The sequence below is a fragment of the Mycobacterium sp. genome (assembly GCF_052144515.1).
In the GTDB taxonomy this organism is placed as follows: Bacteria; Actinomycetota; Actinomycetes; order Mycobacteriales; family Mycobacteriaceae; genus Mycobacterium.
This window is the reverse complement of the sequence record NZ_JBKQQD010000211.1, coordinates 1-13,463: the sequence shown is the minus strand read 5'-3', so window position 1 is coordinate 13,463 and position 13,463 is coordinate 1. Positions and strand designations below refer to the sequence as shown.

Annotated in this window: 13 protein-coding genes and 1 pseudogene; 2 read left to right on the top strand and 12 right to left on the bottom strand. The window is 66.0% G+C overall.

Going from position 1 to position 13,463, the window contains the following annotated elements:
- Together ACLP9N_RS15055 and ACLP9N_RS15050 are read right to left on the bottom strand one after the other, a co-directional pair.
- A partial coding sequence (locus tag ACLP9N_RS15055) for a maleylpyruvate isomerase N-terminal domain-containing protein (RefSeq protein ID WP_442408174.1) occupies nucleotides 1-148 on the bottom strand: 148 nt, incomplete at its 3' end.
- The gene (locus tag ACLP9N_RS15050) at nucleotides 148-1,428 is read right to left on the bottom strand and encodes an MFS transporter (protein ID WP_442408173.1); all 1,281 of its coding nucleotides are present in this window, start codon (nucleotides 1,426-1,428) and stop codon (nucleotides 148-150) included. The genes ACLP9N_RS15050 and ACLP9N_RS15055, both read right to left, overlap by 1 nt.
- A 135-nt stretch (nucleotides 1,429-1,563) precedes the next feature.
- Here ACLP9N_RS15050 and ACLP9N_RS15045 point away from each other — a divergent pair, with 135 nt between their 5' ends.
- Nucleotides 1,564-2,169: a YqgE/AlgH family protein gene (locus tag ACLP9N_RS15045; RefSeq protein ID WP_442408171.1), complete on the top strand. Its 606-nt coding sequence runs from the start codon at nucleotides 1,564-1,566 to the stop codon at nucleotides 2,167-2,169.
- On the opposite strand, the gene ACLP9N_RS15040 is transcribed toward ACLP9N_RS15045, so the two are convergent.
- The 3 genes from ACLP9N_RS15040 to ACLP9N_RS15030 form a co-directional block, all read right to left on the bottom strand.
- Entirely contained in the window at nucleotides 2,166-3,158 is a 993-nt protein-coding gene (locus tag ACLP9N_RS15040) for a bile acid:sodium symporter family protein (protein ID WP_442408172.1), read from the bottom strand. The genes ACLP9N_RS15045 and ACLP9N_RS15040 overlap by 4 nt on opposite strands.
- Before the next feature lie 22 nt (nucleotides 3,159-3,180).
- Nucleotides 3,181-3,531, bottom strand: a complete 351-nt coding sequence (locus ACLP9N_RS15035; protein ID WP_442408170.1) for a hypothetical protein — start codon at nucleotides 3,529-3,531, stop codon at nucleotides 3,181-3,183.
- A gap of 77 nt (nucleotides 3,532-3,608) precedes the next feature.
- Nucleotides 3,609-4,691 carry an LpqN/LpqT family lipoprotein gene (locus tag ACLP9N_RS15030; RefSeq protein ID WP_442408169.1) on the bottom strand — a complete coding sequence of 361 codons (1,083 nt, stop codon included), beginning with the start codon at nucleotides 4,689-4,691 and terminating at the stop codon, nucleotides 3,609-3,611.
- A 185-nt stretch (nucleotides 4,692-4,876) separates the two neighbouring features.
- Here ACLP9N_RS15030 and leuS point away from each other — a divergent pair, with 185 nt between their 5' ends.
- Nucleotides 4,877-7,777 (top strand): leucine--tRNA ligase, encoded by a 2,901-nt coding sequence (gene leuS, locus ACLP9N_RS15025; protein WP_442408168.1) that lies wholly within the window; start codon nucleotides 4,877-4,879, stop codon nucleotides 7,775-7,777.
- Here leuS and ACLP9N_RS15020 read toward each other — a convergent pair.
- From ACLP9N_RS15020 to ACLP9N_RS14990, 7 genes and pseudogenes are all read right to left on the bottom strand, one after another.
- Nucleotides 7,774-8,445, bottom strand: a complete 672-nt coding sequence (locus ACLP9N_RS15020; protein ID WP_442408167.1) for an SDR family oxidoreductase — start codon at nucleotides 8,443-8,445, stop codon at nucleotides 7,774-7,776. The genes leuS and ACLP9N_RS15020 overlap by 4 nt on opposite strands.
- Before the next feature lie 28 nt (nucleotides 8,446-8,473).
- The gene (locus ACLP9N_RS15015; protein ID WP_442408166.1) at nucleotides 8,474-8,965 is read right to left on the bottom strand and encodes a MarR family winged helix-turn-helix transcriptional regulator; all 492 of its coding nucleotides are present in this window, start codon (nucleotides 8,963-8,965) and stop codon (nucleotides 8,474-8,476) included.
- 64 nt (nucleotides 8,966-9,029) lie between these two features.
- Entirely contained in the window at nucleotides 9,030-9,779 is a 750-nt protein-coding gene (locus ACLP9N_RS15010; protein ID WP_442408165.1) for an amino acid ABC transporter ATP-binding protein, read from the bottom strand.
- A 5-nt stretch (nucleotides 9,780-9,784) separates the two neighbouring features.
- A complete protein-coding gene (locus ACLP9N_RS15005) occupies nucleotides 9,785-11,602 on the bottom strand; it encodes an ABC transporter substrate-binding protein/permease (protein ID WP_442408164.1) in 1,818 nt (605 codons plus the stop codon).
- Nucleotides 11,603-11,641: 39 nt separating this feature from the next.
- Complete coding sequence (locus tag ACLP9N_RS15000; protein WP_442408163.1) at nucleotides 11,642-12,382, bottom strand: GntR family transcriptional regulator; 741 nt, start codon at nucleotides 12,380-12,382, stop codon at nucleotides 11,642-11,644.
- A 133-nt stretch (nucleotides 12,383-12,515) separates the two neighbouring features.
- Nucleotides 12,516-13,340 carry an LLM class F420-dependent oxidoreductase gene (locus ACLP9N_RS14995; RefSeq protein ID WP_442408162.1) on the bottom strand — a complete coding sequence of 275 codons (825 nt, stop codon included), beginning with the start codon at nucleotides 13,338-13,340 and terminating at the stop codon, nucleotides 12,516-12,518.
- Nucleotides 13,341-13,354: 14 nt separating this feature from the next.
- Nucleotides 13,355-13,463: pseudogene (locus tag ACLP9N_RS14990) on the bottom strand (IS110 family transposase); the annotation flags it as partial.

Genomic DNA, 13,463 nt, shown 5'->3' with positions numbered 1-13,463 from the left:
ATAACAGGTGCCCGATCTGGTGTGCGATGGTCCAGCCCGGCGCGGGCGTCGGATCGGCCCAGCGGTCAGCTGGAAGTGATGCCACCAGCGCGTCGAGGTCGTCGCTTTCGGCACGCAGGTCAGCCACGATTGGTCCGGGTCCCGCCATCATTGCCTCGCGGGCTGTCGGCGGGTGACGGTGGCGTGAACCAGCAGTCCGATCAGGTAGAGCACCGACCCGAACACCACGAACGACGGCGCGTGGCCGTCGTCGGGAATCAATATCGCTGCCACGGTGATCGAGACGATGAACGAGACCCAGAACAGCGCATCCTGCACCGCGAAGACGTGTCCGCGAAGAGCGTCGTCGACGTCGATCTGGATCGCGGAGTCAGCGCACAGCTTGACCACCTGGCCGGACACGCCGAGGAAAAAGCTGCACGTCACCATGATCGGCAGCACCAGCCCGGCGGCGGCGACCTGAATGATCGCGGACGCCACCAACGCACCATTGGCCGTGGCATAGCGCCCCCACCGGCGCACCGAAGCTGGGGTCAGCACAGTGGCCAAGAAGGAGCCCAGCCCCGACGCACCGAAAAACAGCAGCGCGGTACCCAACCCGCCGATCGCCGGGTCTTTCAAATGGTGGACCAGCACCAGCAGCAGCAGCGAGTTGATGCCGACCACCATCCGGTGGGCGGCCAGGCCGGACAATGTCCCGGCGACCGTCGGGCGTTGCACCACCGTGCGCGCCCCGTGCAGCCAGCCCGTGATCACCGCGTAGACGGCCGATCCGTGGATCGCGCGACGGGAGTCGTCCGGGCCAAGGACGCGGGGGCCGAACCGCCACGACACCAGCAACGCAATCAACACCGGAACCGCGACCAAAAAGACGATGGCCGAGGCGCCCCGATCGCCGGGCCCGACAATCCAGCGCGGCACCAGCATGAAGTTGGCGCCCAGGAAGGCCATGACCGCGCCCGACGCGGTGGCCACCGAGTTCATGGTCACCACCTCTTCGCGCGGCACCACGTCAGGCAGCGCCGCCGACAGGCCGGACATGACAAAGCGCGACAGGCCGTTGGTCAGCAGCGCTGCAAACAGCAGCGGCACTTCGCCGGCTCCGAGGGCCAAAATCGCACCGATCCCCGCAACCAGGGCCAGGCGGCCCGCGTTCGCCCCGACGATCACCAGCCGTCGATCCCATCGGTCCATCAGCGCGCCGGCGAAAGGTCCCAGCAGCGAGTAGGGCAGGAACAGCACCGTGAAGGCGCGCGCGATCGCCATCGGGTCGGCGGCTCGGTCGGGATTGAAAAGCAGCGCTCCCGCCAGCCCGGCTTGAAAGAGCCCCTCACCGAACTGACTTGCCATACGTACCTGCAGCAGTCGCCAGAAATCGGGCATGCTGCGCACCGACCGCCACAGGTGGACGGGTGCGCGCGCGTGCATCCGGGATCCAGTCACACAACCAACTTCCAACGATCGGGCGCGCCTGGGGCTGCGCCGCCCCAACCACAGTACAAATGTTCGTGCGACGTCATCGTTTAACCCAGTGACGCCGCGTCGGGGTGCCATGATGGTGGGGTGTCCCCGCACGAAGACCCAGAGGACTATGTCGCACCCGCCGCGCAGCGGGTGCGCGCGGGTACGTTGCTGCTGGCCAACACCGATCTTCTCGAACCGACATTCCGGCGCAGTGTGATCTACATCGTCGAGCACAACGAAGGCGGCACTTTGGGTGTCGTGCTCAACCGCCCCAGCGAGACCGCGGTCTATAACGTGCTGCCGCAATGGGCCAAACTGTCGGCGAAGCCGAAGACGATGTTCATCGGCGGGCCGGTGAAGCGCGACGCGGCACTGTGTCTGGCCACACTGCGGGTGGGAGCAGATCCGGACGGCGTGCCGGGCTTGCGGCATGTGGCCGGCCGGATGGTGATGGTCGACCTGGACGCCGAACCCGATCTGATCGCGCCGCTGGTCGAGGGGGTGCGCATCTTCGCCGGGTACTCCGGTTGGACCATTGGTCTGCTGGAGGGCGAGATCGAGCGCGACGATTGGTTTGTGTTGTCGGCGTTGCCCTCTGACCTTCTGGTCGGGCCGCGGACCGACCTGTGGGGTCAGGTGTTGCGCCGGCAACCGCTGCCGCTTACGCTGCTTGCCACCCACCCGATCGACGTCAGCCGCAACTAGGGCCGCTCCTCCGCCACTGGGACTTCCTCGGCCTGTTGGCGCCCGAGCCTGCTGGCGATCACCGAGCACACGACCAGTTGGATCTGGTGAAAGAGCATCAGCGGCAACATGCTCAATCCGACTGTGGCGGAAGGAAACAGCACCAGCGCCATCGGAAGTCCGGACGCCAGGCTCTTTTTCGAGCCGCAGAACAGCAGCACGATCTTGTCGCCGCGGTCGAGCCGGGCCAGCTGGCCGACCACCCTGGTGAAAACCAGCACCACCGCGAGCAGCGCGGTGGCGACGACGGCAACCGTGACCAACTGCCACACATCGACGCTGACCCAAATTCCCTGGACCACGCCCATCGAGAAAGCCGTGTACACCACCAGCAGAATGGAGCCGCGGTCGATGACCTTGAGCAGTGCCGCGTACCGGGTCACCGCCGCGGCGACCCATGGCCGCGCCAGCTGTCCCGCAGCGAACGGCAGCAGTAGCTGCAGCACGATGTCGCGGATCGCGCTGCCGGTGACGGGAGGCGCACCGGCGGTGTTCATCAACAGCATGACCAGCAGCGGGGTCAGCACCACACCAAGGATGTTGGACAACGATGCGCTGACGATGGCCGCCGAGACGTGGCCGCGCGCGATCGACGTGAACGCGATAGAGGACTGCACTGTCGACGGGACGAGGCACAAAAACAGCAGCCCGTTATACAGGTCGATGGTCAGCACTGAGGGCACCAACGCCCGGCAGGCCAGCCCGAGGATCGGGAAGATCACGAACGTGGTGGTCAGCACTAGCAAGTGCAGTCGCCATTGCCGCACCCCGTGCCAGGCTTGCTGCGGCGATAACCGCGTGCCGTAGAGGAAAAACAGCAAGGCGATCGCCGCTTTGGCCGCCACGGACACGGCCTCGCCGGCGGACCCGTGGGCGGGCAGGAGGGCGGCAAGAGCCACCGTCACCGCCAACAGAAAGCCGTCGACGGGAATCGCCCTCAGCCGCTTCAGCACAACGCTAGGAGCAGGGAATTCAGCGGCAGGACAGGGTGCAGTCGGCGCAGTTGCCCTCGCAATCCTCCGCTATCGCCTCGCGGCGCAGTGCGAATCGCGCGCTCTGCCAGGAACCGGCGGCCAGCGTGCCCAAAGCACCGGCGACACAAACGATTACCACCACCAGAGCGGTATGCGGGGACGCGACCAGTGCTACCAACCCGCCGGCGGCCAGCATTATCGCGGCCGCCAACTGCGTCGGCGCCATCGCACGCAGCGCCAGTGCAGTCGTATCGACCGGACTTGGAACCGGGCCGTGGGAGAGCGACCAGGTCCCGAATCCGGCCGACACCACTGCTGCACACACGCACAGCACGCCCGCGATCAACATGGGCTCACAATACGAGTCCGTCGGTGGATCGGCATGCCGGGCTCCACAGGCGGCGCCCTAGCGGCGCCGAATCAGAATTAGCGAGGAGACCCCAGCAGGTTCAGGTGCAGGTTGGGCAGCGGAGGCAGCCCTGGCACCAGGGAAAGCAGGTTGGGCGTGGGCTGTTGGGCTGCCATGGGCGCCGGCCCGGACAGACTGGTTGCCGCAGGCGGCCCGGCCGGCGCCGCGGGGGGCGCCTGCGCGGGGAGCCCGACGGGCGCCGGCGTGGGCGTCGGGGCGGGAGCTGGCGTCGCTGCCCCTGGTGTGGTTACCCGGAAGCCGTTGATGATGGCGTCGGTCGCGGGACCATCGGCAACCGCTTGTGCAGCGTCGGTGGTCACCGCGAACGACACCAGGTACTTGTCAGACCCGGACGTGGCGATGACGTTGCGCCGCGAGGTGTTCAGCGTCATGTCGTTTTGGCGGTAAGTGCCCTCGATGATCGACGAGGGAAAGCCGCCGAAATCAGCCTGAGAGGCGTTGGTCGTCTGCCACGCGAGCAGTTGCTGGCTGTCGACGAAGCCGTGCGTCATGGCCTCCCGGGGATCGAAGTTACCGACCAGCTTGTACACCACCACCTGCGCGTTCGACGTATAAAGGCTGTTGCCGAGCCGGTCGGCGATCACCGCGAACGCATCGGGCACATTGGGATCCGGAACCCGGGTCCAGCGCGGCGGGACCGGCAGGGTGATGTCCAGCGCCTTGAACCCCTCGGGCTTCTGCGCCACCAGCTTGACGCCCTTGGACTGCAGGTAATCCCGCAGCGTGCCGGAAACCGGGGTGGTCACCGTCGGCGGCAGCGGCGCCGCGGCGGCTGCTCCGGGCGCCCCGGGTGCGGTAGCAGGAGCGGCTGAGGAGGCCGGATAGGACGCCGACGGGGGAGCGACGACGCTGTTCCCGTTAACGCCCCCGCCGCCGCCTCCGGGAAGGGTCGTGGCGTTTTGTACGGGTGCGGCCGGGGCCGCTGGGGCCACGGCCGGGACACCAGGCACAGCGGGCACGGGGGGTGCTGGAACCAGAGGATCCGCCGACGCGGTGGCGCCCGCGAAAGCGGTGACACCGATCACCCCGGCGACCAGACCCCCTCCGAGTACCCGCCACGTACGGGCAATCTCAATCATCTGCGTCGACCCTTCCGAATGTCCGGGCACCGGCGCCCGGCGCTAAAGGGTGACTGTAACCAGTGGTCAAACCGGCTGAACAGGCTTGAAATAGACCTGGGATGAAGCTCTGATCGGTGCGCAACGGAACCGAGATCAACCTGTGCCCGACGGCTGCGGCGCGTCGTCCTTATACCCTGTTTGACGTGACCGAATCTGCTCAGCCAGACTCCCCGGACTTCGAAGCGCCGCCCTACCGCTACACCGCGGAGCTGGCGAGCCGTATCGAAAGCAGCTGGCAGCAGAATTGGGCCCGGTTAGGGACGTTCAACGTGCCCAACCCGGTTGGCGACCTGGCTCCCACGGATGGCGCCGGGGTGCCCGACGACAAATTGTTCGTGCAGGACATGTTCCCCTACCCATCCGGCGACGGGCTCCACGTCGGACACCCGCTGGGCTACATCGCGACCGACGTCTACGCGCGGTATTACCGAATGAACGGCCGTAATGTGCTGCACGCGTTGGGATTCGACTCCTTTGGGCTGCCCGCCGAGCAATACGCCGTGCAAACCGGCACCCACCCGCGCACCAGGACCGACGCCAATATCGAAAACTTCCGCCGCCAACTGGGCCGGCTGGGTCTCGGCCACGACAGCCGACGAAGCTTCTCGACCACCGATGTCGAGTTCTACAAGTGGACCCAGTGGATCTTCCTGCAGATATACAACGCCTGGTTCGACACCGCGGCCAACAAGGCGCGCCCGATCGCCGAGCTGATCGCCGAATACGATTCCGGTGCACGCCATCTCGAGGACGGGCGGGGCTGGGCCACGCTGTCGGCGGGAGAGCGGGCCGACGTCATCGACAGCTGCCGGCTGGTGTATCGGGCGGACTCGATGGTGAACTGGTGCCCGGGCCTGGGCACGGTGCTGGCCAACGAAGAGGTCACCGCCGACGGCCGTAGCGACCGCGGCAACTTTCCGGTATTCCGGAAACGGTTGCGGCAGTGGATGATGCGCATCACCGCCTATTCCGACCGGCTGCTCGACGACCTCGACCTGCTGGACTGGCCGGACCAGGTCAAAACCATGCAGCGTAACTGGATCGGCCGCTCCACCGGCGCGACGGCGCTGTTCTCGGCGACCGCGACCCGCGGCGACGCCGCGGGCAGCACGATCGATATCGACGTCTTCACCACCCGGCCCGACACCCTGTTCGGTGCCAGCTACCTAGTGCTTGCCCCCGAGCACGACCTGGTCGACGACCTGGTCGCCACCGCTTGGCCAGATGGAACCGACCCCCACTGGACCTACGGCGCCGCCACACCAGGCGAGGCTGTCGCGGCCTACCGCCGCGCGATCGCGGCCAAGTCGGACCTCGAGCGGCAGGAGAGCAGGGAAAAGACCGGGGTCTTTCTGGGCAGTTACGCGACCAACCCGGCCAACGACAAACCCGTGCCGATCTTCATCGCCGACTACGTATTGGCCGGGTATGGCACCGGGGCGATCATGGCGGTCCCCGGCCATGACCAGCGGGACTGGGACTTCGCCCACGAGTTCCACCTGCCGGTTCTGGAAGTGATTGCCGGCGGAGACATTTCAGAGGCCGCGCACGCCGGCGACGGCGTGCTGGTGAACTCCGATTACCTCGACGGAATGAACGTCGCAGAGGCCAAGGAGGCCATCACCGCGCGCCTCGAGTCCGAAGGCCGCGGCCGGGCCCGCATCGAATTCAAGCTGCGCGACTGGCTTTTCGCGAGGCAGCGGTATTGGGGCGAACCGTTCCCCATCGTCTACGACAGCGACGAGCGCCCGCGTGCGCTTGACGAGGACGCACTGCCGGTTGAACTGCCCGATGTAGCGGACTATTCACCGGTGTTGTTCGACCCGAACGACGCCGACAGCGAACCGTCGCCGCCGCTGGCGAAGGCGACCGACTGGGTGCACGTGGAGCTGGACCTGGGCGACGGCTTGAAGCCCTACAGCCGCGACACCAACGTGATGCCACAGTGGGCCGGCAGCTCTTGGTATGAACTGCGTTACACCGACCCGCACAACTCAGAACGGTTCTGCGCCAAGGAAAACGAGGCCTACTGGATGGGCCCGCGGCCGGCCGAGCACGGCCCGAACGATCCCGGCGGCGTCGACCTTTACGTCGGCGGTGCCGAACACGCGGTGCTACATCTGCTGTATGCCCGGTTTTGGCACAAGGTCTTGTACGACCTCGGTCACGTCAGTTCCGCGGAGCCCTACCGCAGGCTGGTCAACCAGGGATACATTCAGGCCTTCGCCTACACCGATGCTCGCGGGTCGTATGTACCGGCCAATGAGGTGATCGAGCGCGGTGACCGGTTTGTGTACCCGGGACCCGACGGTGAAGTCGAAGTCTTTCAGGAATTCGGGAAAATCGGTAAGAGCCTGAAGAATTCGATATCACCCGACGAAATCTGCGATGACTACGGCGCGGACACGCTGCGGGTGTACGAGATGTCGATGGGCCCGTTGGAAGCCTCCCGCCCGTGGGCCACCAAGGACGTCGTGGGCGCGCACCGCTTTTTGCAGCGGGTATGGCGGTTGGTGGTCGACGAGCAGACCGGCCAAACCCGGGTGGCCGATGCACCAGGCCAACAGGAGCTGGACACCGACACCCTGCGGGCGCTGCACCGTACCATCGCCGGAGTCGCGGAAGACTATGCGGCACTGCGGAATAACACCGCAGCGGCCAAGTTGATCGAGTACACCAATCACCTCACCAAAAAGCACCGTGACTCGGTGCCGCGCGCGGCGGTCGAGCCGCTGGTGCTGATGATGGCGCCGCTGGCCCCGCATCTGGCCGAAGAGCTGTGGCTGCGGCTGGGTCACACGACATCGTTGGCGCACGGCCCTTTCCCGGAGTTCGATTCCGCGTATCTCGTCGACGACACCGTCGAATACCCGGTACAGGTCAACGGCAAGGTGCGGGGCCGGGTCATGGTGGCCGCCGACGCCGACGACGACGCCGTGAAAGCCGCCGCCCTGGCCGACGACAAGGTCCAGGCGTTCTTGGCGGGCGCCGCGCCGCGCAAGGTGATCGTGGTCGCCGGCCGGCTGGTCAACTTGGTTGTTTAGTGCCGGCCCGGCCGGATGACGACCTCGTGGACTTGACCGTCGGGTGGGGTAGCCACCACGTTGGCGACGGCCTGCGCGACAGTCTCGGGCCGCAAGAACTTGGTGGGGTCGTACTCGCCGCCCTCGAATGCGACCAGTTCACGCTGCATATCGGTATCGGTGCGGCCCGGATACACCGTGGTCACCCGCAGGTCGGGCTCGTCGCCGCGCAGGGAGTCGGCGAACGCGCGTAACGCGAACTTGCTCGCCGAATAAGAAGCCATGCCCGGCGAGACCGTGCGTCCTGACCCGGAGTTGATGAATACCACCTGACCGCTGGCACGTCGCAGCGCCGGGAGCAGCGCCAGCGTAAGTTCCACCGTTCCAAAGACATTGACGTTGAAGGTGGCGCGCCATTCGTCGACATGTGACTCGCCGACCCGGCCGGGGACCGACACCCCCGCGTTGTGCACCAGCACGTCGAGTTCGTCGACCACTTCGCAGCTGGCGTCGATGGTGCCGGTGTCCGTCAAATCCAGCGGAAAGGTGGTCGCCCCGAGCCGGTCCGCGACTGCGTCGAGCCGGGCGGAGGGCCGGCCGCCCAACAGCAGGGTGTGCGTCGGGGCCAGCGCCGTGGCGATGGCTGAACCGATACCGCCGGCAGCGCCGGTGATGAGTGCAGTTGGCATGCACGCCAGCTTACCGACGCGGTGAATCTTATTGGGTGGCAGAAGCTTTCAAGCCAGATAGCGGTTCACCGGAGCCCAGCCGTTCCAGCGGCGCCAGCGCCTTCATCAGGGTGTTCAGGTCGGATTCGGGTAGTTGACTGAGCATCGCGGCCAGCGCCGCGCGTCGGTTGGCCAGTGATTCGCCGTGCACCGCCCGCCCGCGCGGGGTGATATCGACCAGCACGGCGCGCAGGTCGGAGGGGTCGCGTGAGCGTTTCACCAGCCCGATCTTTTCCAGCCGGCGGATCGCCACGGTGGTGGTGGGAGTCCGCACCCGTTCGTGTGCGGCCAGGTCGGTCATCCGGATGGGGCCCTGATCGAGCAACGTAATCAGAATGGAAAGCTGCGCCAGCGTCAATTCACCGGCCGCGGCCCCGGTGGGGTCGCCGCGGCGCAGGATCGCGAACAGCTTGGACAGCGCACGGTGCAGCCCCTCCGCAAGCTCGGTCACCTCGCGCCCAGTTGATTCGCTGTCCGCCATAAGTCGGCAGTCTAACCCGACACGCGCGGCATTGAAGGGACCTATCGGGGCTAGTTTTAGATCGTCAAAGTACTTGGGACAAAAAACGCTGTAGCCGCTCGGTCTGCGGGGCCTCGAATATCTGCTCGGGAGGACCGGATTCCACGACCTTGCCGTGATCCATGAAAACGACGGTGTCTGATGCCGACCGGGCGAACCCCATTTCGTGGGTGACGACGATCATCGTCATCCCCTCGGTACCCAGGTCGGCAATGAGCTGCAGAACTTCCTTGACCAATTCGGGGTCCAGCGCCGAGGTCGCCTCGTCAAAGAACATCACCTGCGGCGCCATCGCCAGTGCACGGGCGATTGCGACCCGTTGTTGTTGGCCCCCGGACAGCATGCCGGGGCGGGCACCGGCCTTGTGCTTCAGGCCAACTCGGTCCAGCTGAGTCAGCGCCAGCTCCCGAGACGCCTCCGCGGACAGCCGCCGCAACTTTCGCGGCGCCAGCGTGATGTTGTCCAGCACACTGAGATGCGGGAACAGATTGAAATGCTGGAACACCATTCCGATGCGCTGGCGCAGCTGGTCAGGGTCGTCGCGCAGCACCGACCGGCCGTCCAGCAGAATGTCGCCGCTGTCGGGCTCGTGCAAGCGGTTCAGCGTGCGAAGCAGCGTTGATTTACCTGATCCAGATGGTCCGACGATAGCGGCGGTGCTGCCCGCGGCAACCTCGATATCGACGCCGCGCAGCACCAAGGTTCCACCGAGCGTTTGGTGAATACCTTTGGCGGCCAACGATACTGACGCGCGTTCCGCGGCGTCTGCCGTCATGGCTGTCATGCCATGCCCTGGCCGAACGTCGAGGTGAGCGTCTCGGCGGTTTCGTCCGGCTCAACCGACGCCCGGCCGCTGCGCAGTCGGGCGTCGATGTAGTTGACCAAATGCGTTAACGGAACAGTCAACATCAGATAGAACAGACCGGCGGCCACCAGCGGAGACAAGTTGCCGGTCTGTGCGTTGAGGTCGCGGCCCACCTGAAAAAGTTCCCGCTGTTCGGCGATAAGGCCCAGGAAATACACCAGCGCGGAGGCCTTCAACAGGGAGATAAATTGGTTGACTAATGCCGGCAGCACCCGCCGGATACCCTGCGGGATCACCACCAGCCGCATTGCCGCCGAGTAACTGAACCCGAGCGCGCGGGACGCTTCCAGCTGGCCCGGGTCCACGCTCTGGATGCCGGCGCGCAGAATCTCGCCGATGTACGCGGCGGCCATGCACCCCAATGCCGCAATGCCCAGCGGGAAGGGATTGTTGTGTGTCAGCCCGCCCACTAGGGGCCCGATGCCCATACCGATGATGAGGATGATGACCACCTCGGGGAGACCGCGGAAGATGTCGGTGTATACCCGCGCTGGCCAGCGCAGCCAGCGCGAGTGCGAGATTCCCGCGATTGCCAGCGCCATGCCGAGAATCAGCCCGATGACGATGGCGCTGTTCGTCAGGATCAGCGTGTTCGGCAGGCCGACGGTGAACAGAACGGGAAGGGCGTCTCGGTACAAATCCCAATCGAAGAAGGAATCGCGCAACTGCGCCAAAGTGGACTTGGGCGCGGACGGGCCCGCCGGTTCGTGGTGGTGGCTTGCGGCGATCGCGGCGAAGTCCGGCAGTGCCGGCGCAGGGGCAGCAAGGGACCCGGGTTTCCAGCCACGCGGCAGGGTTCGCGGCACCCACTCGGAGTACAGGTGCGCCCAGGTGCCGTCGGCGATGACGGCGTCCAGCCCGGAGTTCAGTGCATCAACCAGCGGCTGGTTGTCCGGGGCAACCGCATAGGCGACGAAGTTGCCCAGGCTGAAGGTGTTCGCGACAACCACCGCCGGATCACCCGGCCGGATCACGTTGGCCGCCAACGTTCCCGGCGCTACCCAGGCGTCGATCTGGCGCGTCTTGAGACTGGCATACACGGTGGCGAAGCCGGGATATTTCACCGGTTGCAGGTGCAGGGTGTCGACAACGTAGGACTCCTCGACGGTGCCCTGCACGACGCCGATACGCTGCCCGGCGGTCAGATCGGTGAATTTGGTGATCGCCGAGCTGGGCGGCACCACCAGCGAGTAGTAGCCAAAGTCGTAGCCGTTTGTGAACGCGACGGTGTGCCGCCTCGCGTCGGTAGCCTTCACCGCCGCCGAGCCGACGTCGAAGCGCCGGGACGCCACTTCGGCGAGCAGCGCCGAAAAATCCGTGCTGGCAAAGCGGACTTGCAGGCCTAGCTTGCCGGCGATGGCGAGTAGGAGCTGATTGTCGAAGCCGCTGAATTGGCCGGTGGGGTTGACGCAGATGTTCGGCGGGGCGTCCGACAGGGTGCCAACGGTCAGCACGCCTGGCGTGTCCAGTCCCAGTGCGCGGATGTTCACGGAGCTCAGCGGCTCGACGGTGGCTGTCGTGTGCTCGTCGTCGTGGCCCATGCCGCCGGATTCGGTGAGGTTTTTCGGCAAGACGGTCGCGCTGTCCAATCCGGCCGGCGCGCATTGGTTGCGGTCGGCGGCCGCGGGTGCAGCCAACGCGGCCGACCCCAGGCCGAACACGATGAGGACCGTCGCGGCTACTGCCAGTAGCTGGCTACGGCGCGTAGCGCGCGAGCCCACGCACGAACTCATCACCGCTTACGGTATCGAGCCGTCGTCAAACCCGCTTATTCAGAGCGCGATCGACGGCTCGGGGAGGGCCGCATCGGCCGCGGCGGGCGCCTGAAACGGGCCGGGAATTTCAATCTTTGGGGTCTCGGCGGGGGTGAACACTCTGCGCCGAAACAGTTCGGCCAGCATCATTTCCGCCATCCGGCGAGAGCGGCCGACGCAGGCGGCCCGCGCGCCTTCCGGGTCATGACGGTGGATCGCGGAGTTCTCTTCTTCGTAGAACGGCAACATATCGTCGCGGCTGTTTTGGTACGTCATCCAGAACATGCGGGGGATGAGGTTTTGCGATGCGCGGATCGTGGCGTGCAGGCGCGGTCCGGCGTACTCGTCGTTGACGGTGCACCGGTATTCCGACGCGATGTCGACAAAGGCCCGTAACTCCCTTGCGTTGCGCAGCGATCGCATGAGTGCATCGAGCTGCCCCAGAATCCGCGGCGTGGGATTGGTGGCCGCGCGCGCCGAGGCAATCCCATTGAGCAGACCGTCGAGTTCGTGATGTTCGAGGACGGTGGCTTCGTCGAACCGCTCGACGAACGCGCCCCGGTGATAGCGGGTGGACACGATCCCGTCGTGCTCCAGTTGGACCAGCGCCTCTTGAATGGGGACGCGGCTTACACCCAGACCGTGCGCGATCTCGTTGCGGTCGACGCGGTCGCCGCTGCGCAGCTTGCCGGTCAGCACCAGGTTGAGGATGTGGGACACAACCTGGTCTTTTTCTTTGACTCCGTATTTCTTCGGCATCAGTTTCTTCGAGTCTCTTGCAAGTCGTTGTTGGCCCGCACCGGCCACTCAGCGCTGGCAAGTTTCTCATGAATGCGCGCCCCCGTTCAGGTGTTTGACGGATGAATCGGAGGCGAACGTGAACCGACAGCCTTCAGCGCTTATCGCGCCAGCGGCACAGCGCCTCGGCGGCGGTGAGGTCGTAATCCGGGCCGTTGCAGCCGACGGTCAGCAGCGTGACGCCGAGGGCCGTGAGGCCCTCGGCGTTGGCGATCAGCCCGTCGATGCCTTCACCACGCCGGACGCCGCTGTTGTCCTCCACCCCGGCGGAGCGTTCGACGGCGGCCGGGTCCCGGCCGACGGCGGCGCAGTGCTTGTCCAGCACGCCCGCCGCCGCGGGGTAGGTGTCGGCGGTGGTGAAGCCATGCCAGATGTCGGCGTACTGGGCGACCAGGCGCAGGGTCTTGCGGGGGCCCTTGCCGCCGATCAACAACGGGATCTCGCGGGTGGGTGCCGGGTTGAGTTTGGCTAGGCGCGACTTGATCCGGGGTAGCGCGGCCGCCAGGTCGTCGAGGCGGCTGCCGGCGGTGCCGAACTCGTAGCCGTATTCGAAGTAGTCCTTGTCTTTCCAGCCGGATCCGATCCCCAGGATGAGCCGCCCGCCGGAAATGTGATCGACGGTGCGGGCCATGTCAGCCAGCAGCTCCGGATTGCGGTAGGAGTTGCACGTCACCAGCGCGCCGATCTCGAGGCGAGACGTCTGCTCGGCCCAGGCCCCGAGAACGGTCCAGCATTCGAAGTGGGGGCCGTCGGGATCGCCGTAGAGCGGAAAGAAGTGATCCCACGTGAAAGCGATGTCGACGCCGATGTCCTCGCAGCGTCGAACGGCGTCTCGGATGTTGCCGTAATGCGGGGCGTGCTGAGGTTGCAACTGCACACCGATGCGGACGGGGAGATCAGGGCGCGCGAGCGAGGTCATGAGTTTCTCCTATGTCAAGCCGCTGCCGGTTGGCAAGGCTGAGTTCGGTTGTTTTGGTCGGTGTGTAGGTGGCCGAAGACGACGCGGGCGAGGCGTCGTTTGAGGCAGCGAAGGGCTTCGGTT